Origin of the sequence: Paenibacillus pinihumi DSM 23905 = JCM 16419 (genome assembly GCF_000422505.1) — a bacterium.
Taxonomy (GTDB): Bacteria; Bacillota; Bacilli; order Paenibacillales; family Paenibacillaceae; genus Paenibacillus_D; species Paenibacillus_D pinihumi.
In genome coordinates, this window is the sequence record NZ_AULX01000048.1 from 1 (window position 1) to 7,346 (window position 7,346).

2 protein-coding genes are annotated in these 7,346 nt (G+C 47.9%); both read right to left on the reverse strand.

Annotation, left to right across the window (positions count from 1 at the left end; all coding sequences use genetic code 11):
• A partial coding sequence (locus H583_RS0113895; protein WP_154665891.1) for a non-ribosomal peptide synthetase occupies positions 1-2,092 on the reverse strand: 2,092 nt, incomplete at its 3' end.
• 14 nt (positions 2,093-2,106) lie between these two features.
• A complete protein-coding gene (locus tag H583_RS32940) occupies positions 2,107-7,335 on the reverse strand; it encodes a non-ribosomal peptide synthetase (RefSeq protein WP_051236462.1) in 5,229 nt (1,742 codons plus the stop codon).
• Positions 7,336-7,346: the final 11 nt, after the last annotated feature.

The following is a 7,346-nucleotide window of genomic DNA, read 5'->3' on the forward strand; positions in this document are numbered from 1 at the left end:
CATGCCGCTCTACCGCTGCTCTCAGCCCTTGCGGGCTGAGCAGTTGCTCGTGGTCAATCAGGTACAGCTCCCCGCCATTGAGCAGCGCTCCCCATATTTCCAGCGTCGACGCATCGAAGACAATCGATCCGGTTTGCAAAATCCGATGCTTCTCCTTGAAATCCATAAAGTTCGTATTCTGTACCAGACGAACGACGCTGCGATGCTCGATCATGACGCCCTTCGGACGGCCTGTGGAACCGGAGGTGTACATGACATAAATCAGGTCATCAGGCGAACCGCTTACAGCACCATTTGTTGGCGGGTATTTTTGCAGTCCGGGATCGTTCAGGGCAAGTGTCTGAATGGCATCGCTTCCATCCGGTAAAACACCTGTCCGTGATAACAGCCATCGCGCCCCGCTGTCCGCCAGCATGTACGCGATTCGTTCCTGCGGGTAAGCCGGATCAATCGGCAGGTAGGCGCCGCCCGCCTTGAGCACGCCCAATAGGCTGACGATCAGCTCTACCGAACGCTCCGCCATCACACCAACGAGCATCTCCTTGCCCACGCCCTGGCTCCGCAAGGCATGAGCCAGTTGATTGGCCCGGGCATTAAGCTCGCCATAGGTTAGCCGCTCATCCCCATAGACGACTGCAGTCTGACTGCTCAGCCTCTCAGCCTGCTCCTCAAACAGCTCTACAACCGTCTTCTCCCGCGGATATGCAATCTGCGTGGCATTGAACACTTTAATGATCCGTGTCTTTTCTTCGGCTGTTGTCAATTCAAACTTGCCCAATTGCAGGTCGGGATTAAGCACTGCCTGATTAGCAATATGAATGAAATGCCCTGTAAGCTGCCGCACAAAATCTTCGCTATAGCTCCGCACGTTATAAGTTATTTTCATGATAATATCTTCGCCCGGGGCTACCATCAGAGTAAAGTCATAATTAGTCTGCTCGTGCGCTTCTGTATCCTGAACGGAAAAACCCGTGTCCTGTCCGACTTCTCCTTGGGACTTGTCGGCGACTACAGGATAATTCTGAAATACATACAAAATGTCAAACAAATCCTGCTTTAACTGACTGCTGCCTTGAATTTGTGCCAAAGACACATAATCATATCGTTGTGACTCGATATCTTTCTGCTTCACATCTGTTATGAGCTTGGCAAACGTTGTGTCCTGATCGGGTTGAATTCGAACGGGGATTGTGTTAATAAACAACCCTACCATCCTCTCAATCCCCTCAACCTCGGAGGATCTGCCAGATACGACGGAACCGTACACAACATCATTCGTGTTATTGTAGCGTGCGAATACAATTCCCCAAATCGCCTGTACGATATGATTCAATGTGGCCTGACTGGATTTCGCGATTGCTTGCAACGCTCCGGTAACTTCCCTGCCAAGGGATATGATTGATTCGCCCTTCGTATACTCATATTTTCCAGCTTGTAGTTGTTTCTGCTGAGGTAAAACAGTCTTTTGCTCGAAGCCCTCCAGATAGCCCTGCCAGAATTGCATTGCCTCGTCAATGTCTTGTGACTTCAGCCATTTCATATACTGACTGTAGGGATAGACCGGGCCTAATTGAACTGGTGTCTGCGTAAGAAGAGCATAATATACCTGAAAAAATTCTTCCATGATAATGCTGAAGCACCAGCCGTCAAGCAGGATATGATGATGACTCCAGATTAGCCTGTATTGGTTCGGATTTAATTTGAGCAAAATCATTCGCATCAGTACATCTTTCGTCAGATCAAATCCCTTTTCCCGATCTTGTCTTTCGACCGTCCGGATATATTCCTGTTGTTGTTCTGATGGAATATGCGAGATATCTTGCACGGCCACTTTTGCCTCGCGCTGCTTCAGAACAATTTGCAGCGGTCTGTCTACATTCTCATAAATAAAGACAGTACGCAGTATACTGTATCGCTGAAACAACATTTGGAAGCTCTTTTCCAGACAACCAAGCTCAACATCTCCCTGCAAGGTAAAGTTCATTTGCTCAACATAAGCTTGGGAACCCTCGTCCCTGATGGAATGATAGAGCATACCCTGCTGCATAGGAGACAACTCATAAATGTCCTCTACCTGATTTCGGTCAAACATGGGGCACCTCGCTTTTAAGTTAACTTTTGTCCAAGCGCTGCAAACACATTTTCCAAATCACTCATTGACAGATTCGTCGCCGAGAAGTCGCTAGGCGTCACATCCGTCTGCTCCTTATCCAGGCAATGTTCGACCAAATGGAGAAGATGCCGTTTATAAGACTCGGCCAATGTAGCCATCGTCTGCTGCTTGTATTGCTGGTGATTGTACATGATTTGAAGTTTAAGCTCCCCGTTTTCCACCATGCCGGTTACATCAAGCACACAGGTCCGCTCCGATTCCGGGTTAAACGATGTCCCGGAAGGCATTGCCGATGGAGCAAAAACATCAGTTTCCATATCACGGTCAAATTGTCCCAAGTAGTTGAAGCTGATCTCCGGGTTCCTTTTAAATTCAAGTTGCCCTCTTTGCTCCAACGGTGTCAAATATTGCAGTATTCTATAGCCTATTCCTTTGTCAGGAACATTTCTCAGCATCTCTTTCACCGTCTTGATCTGGCTGGAGATATCCTTCGAATGCTCCATGTTCAAGATAATCGGATAGACTGACGTAAACCACCCAACTGTACGGCTTATATTCATATCCTGGAATAATTCTTCCCGCCCGTGGCCCTCCAGTTCAATAAGCACGTTATCAGCACCACTCCAATCCTTGACGGCATAGCCGAGAGCCGTTAGCAGAAGATCATTGATTTCCGTATGATAAGCCTTGTGCACTCTCTTCAGCAATGCTTCTGTTTCTTCCAGGTTTAATTTACAGGAGACCACACTGCAGCTATCCCATCGATTTGAAGCGGCAGGGAAATCCTTTGGCAGCACCGATACATCGGCGCTTTCTACTTTTTCCCAATACGGCAGCTCCTTATGGAGTTTCTTGCTCCGGCCATATTCGGCCAATTTGCTTGTCCATTGTTTATATGAATTGGTTTTGGCCTGAAATACGATGTCTTGCCGGGCAAGTGATTGCTGATAGCCAATTGTCAAATCTTCAAAAATAATCCGCCAGGATACGCCGTCCACGATCAAATGATGAATGATAATGAGCAGGTGATCTTCTTCGCCCGTTTTAAATAATCCCAAATGAAGCAGTGGGCCGTCATGCAGATTAAAAGCCGCCTGCATGCGTGAAGCTTCCGTATGGATACGTTCGGCAAGATTAACCTCTTCTTCAAGCTGTACCATTTCAAAAGAAAAAGGTTGATCTTCCACACCCCGATGACTCTGAACAATACCGTCTTCTTCCAATCGGAATACCAGCCGCAGCGCATCATGATGTTCAACAAGCTTGTGAAAAACGTTCTTGAGATGCTCTGGATCAAAGCCTTGGCGTCTGGTAATCATCATTGCTTGATTCCAGTGATGGCAATGGGAGAAATTTTGATCAAAAAACCAGCTTTGGATCGGTCCAAGGACAGCCTCCCCTGTCACCGGCTCCTGGGAAACCGCTGCCTCTAACGGTTTTACAAAACCGGACACATCCGCTATCGTCGGATACTGGAATAAATGCTTTACCTCAAGCTTTAACTGATGCTTATTGAGCCGAGCCGCAATTTGGACCGCTTTAATGGAATCTCCGCCCAGCTCATAGAAGTTGTCATGAATACCAATCCGGCCGATACCAAGAACATCCTGCCAAATTTCCGCCAACCTATGCTCAGTCTCTGTCCCCGGCGAAGCAAAGTGAACAGGGGACAGAAGGCTCTGATCCCGCTCCGGCAGAGCTGAACGGTCTACCTTGCCATTAGTAGTCATAGGAATTTGATCCATCCTGATAAAGAAAGCAGGGATCATATAGTCCGGCAAAACTTGGATCAGGAACTCCCTAAGCTTCGTGACCGTTAACACCTCACTGGAAACAAAATAAGCGCATAAATATTTATTCCCTTGCTCGTCCATGTTGTCGATGACAACTGCCTGGGTAATCATTTCATGCCTTACAAGCTGATTCTCGATTTCTCCCAGCTCGATTCGGAAACCGCGAATCTTGACCTGGTGGTCGATTCTTCCGTAGTACTCCATATCACCGCCCGGCAAAATACGCGCCAGGTCTCCCGTTCGATATAGTCTTTCCTTGGTGTTATACGGATTAACGATAAACCGTTCAGCTGTCAATTGTGGATTAAATAAATAGCCCCGTGCCACTCCCGCCCCGCCTACATACATTTCTCCGACTATGCCGGTAGAAACAAGCTGTTGGCGCTCATCAAAAATATAGGTCTTCAAGGTTGGGATCGGTTGTCCGATATTGCTCTTGTTCCGCTTCATGTCCTCATAGGTGATCTTTTTAAAAGTCACATGTACCGTTGTCTCTGTAATACCATACATATTTACAAAGTTAAGATCCGGATATTTATGATGCCAACGGATAAGCGCCCGCGGCTTTAACGCTTCACCGCCAAAAATTACATACCGCAGTAACGGCAGTTCTGCCGGTTCCTTAGCTTCCGCTTCCAATAAAGCATAGTAGGCCGTCGGCGTGATATTCAGGACCGTCACCTTCTCCCGTTGCAAAAGCTTGATAAATGCTTCAGGACTTTGAGCAGTCGTTTTGGGAACCAGAACAAGCTTTCCTCCATATAACAAGGCGCCGTACATTTCCCACACCGAAAAATCAAAACAGTATGAATGAAACATCGTCCAGACATCTTGATTGTGAAAATCAAACTGGAACGGATCACTCGTCAATAGACTGACTACATTCCGGTGCTCAATCATTACCCCTTTTGGACGACCTGTTGTCCCCGAAGTGTATAGTACATAGGCTAACTGATCAGGCTTGGTGGTAATAGTCAGATTATCAGTCTCCCCCGAGAATAGGGTCTCATCATGAAGCTCCAGAATAGTTCCTCTATAATGCTGCAAGACAGCGGATCCTGTATCGGTAATGAGATATCGGACCTCGCTATTTTCCAGCGTGTACGCAATACGGTCAAGCGGGTAAGAGGGATCGATCGGCAAATAGGCTCCCCCTGCTTTCAGCACAGCCAACATACTCACAATCATTTCAAGCGAACGCTCTGTCATAAGGGCAACGATTGTTTCTGATACGACCCCTTTATTTCTAAGCACACGCGCCAGCTGATTCGCCCGCTCATTGAGTTCCCGATAAGTTAAGAAACACCCTTCCATCACAAGGGCAGGCTGCTCCGGTGTTATACGGGCCTGCTCTTCAAATCTTCCATGAATGGTCTGACTTGAATAACAGACAGCATCCTGCGGTCCATATAACATCCGTTGTTTCTCCTCGGGTGTTACCGTAGTAATTTGGCTCAATTTCAACCGCGGATCTTGTAAAATCTGACCGAGAATATAGATGAAATGGCCAGCAAAGGTCTCGATCGTTTCACGGCGGAACAGATGAGTGCTATACTCCCATTCGAAGGCCAGCTGCCCCTTCCTCTCCGTCGCTTGCAAATTAAGGTCAAACTTGGCGATTTTATAAGCGTGCTTGAAGGCAGAGAAGGTGGTGTCCCCGACTGCCCATTCGTTCTCTTCAACATTTTGAAACACAAACATGGCATCGAATAGCGGATTTCGACTCATATCCCGGCGTACATCCAGCTTCTCCACCAATACATCGAAGGCGACACTTTGGTTGTTGAATACTTCCAGAACATGTTCTTTCACCTCCAAAAGCAACTCTTCGAAGGTTTTTCCGCCCTTCGGATAGCTTCGGAGAATGACCGTATTGACGAACATTCCAATGATGGGCTCTACGTCAGTATGTGTTCGTCCAGACAGTGTTGTCCCAACAACAATATCTTCTTGACCACTGTACTTGGCCAGCAGCACCTTATACACGGCTAGCAAGAGCATAAACGGTGTTGCTTTATAAGCCTTGGCCAACTCCATTACCTTCCCGCTAAATTCCTCATCCAGTTCAAAGGTAATGCTATCTCCTTCAAAACGCTGGATAGGCGGACGCTCATCGTCTGCAGGAAGCTGCAAAACCGGAAGCGGATCTCTGCAAAGCTTCAGCCAATAGGCTTCCTGTCTGCTCATTTCACCGGACTCCCTGAAATTGTGCTGCCAATGAACAAAATCCTTATATTCAAGCTTTATCGGAGGAAGCGTTTCTCCTGCATACAAGCGGCTAAATTCATTCATGAAAATGCCCATGGATATCCCATCTGCAATTATGTGATGCACATCCATAAGCAAGATATGCCGGTTCGCTGCAAGATGCAGCACACCTGCCCGAAATAATGGCGCTTGATTGAGATCAAACGGCCGGATAAACATTTGGATGCGATTCAATAGCTCCTCTTCTGCTATAGATGCCCACTCAACAGGCACTTGGATATGATCGTGCACGCTTTGCCTGAGTTCATCATTCAGCATGGCAAAGGATGTTCTTAATGACCCATGCCGCTCGGCTAACTGCTGAATTACGGAACGGAACAACTCCAAATCAAGCTTCCCATTAACTTCTAAAATGATAGGCATGTTGTAATTAATCGAACTGCTGTCAATTTGATGAATCATATAAAGTCTCTTCTGGGCTGAAGAGACAGGGTAACTCTCACTTGCGGGAGCTTGTTCAATATGGGTTTGCGTAATGCTGGACTGACTGGCAATGAACGCCGCCATATCTCTGACCGTTGGATATTGAAATACGTCCCGCAAAGAGAAGCGAACCTGAAATTCCTTTTCTATTCGGGACACAAGCACAGTCGCTTTCAAGGAATGTCCGCCCAGTTCAAAAAAGTTGTCTTCCACCCCGACCTGCTTTATGCCCAGAACCGCTTGCCAGATGCCCGCCAGCACCATTTCCATTTCATTGCCCGGGGCTACATACGCCGCTTCGGTCGCCTGATCCCGGTCCGGCTCCGGCAAACGGCGGCTATCGATCTTCCCGCTTGCATTCAGCGGCAGCTCCGCCAGTTCCACGAAGAACGACGGTACCATATAATGCGGCAAATAGCGGCTTGCATATTGCCGCATTTCACTCTTGCTCCAGCTTGTCCGCGCTACGATATACGCGCACAGGTACGGCTGCCCCTGCTCATCCTGCCTCGCCACCACCGCCGCATCCTTCACTTTCTCATGCTCCTGCAGCCGCGCTGTAATTTCTCCCAGCTCAATCCGGTACCCTTTGATTTTGACCTGGAAATCAATCCGCCCTTCATATTCAATCGTTCCATCTGCCAGCCATCTCGCTAAATCTCCCGTCCGGTACATCCTCTCGCCCGGCTCATACGGATTGGCTGTGAATTTCTCTGCCGTCAGCTCCCGACGGTTCAAGTAACCCCGCG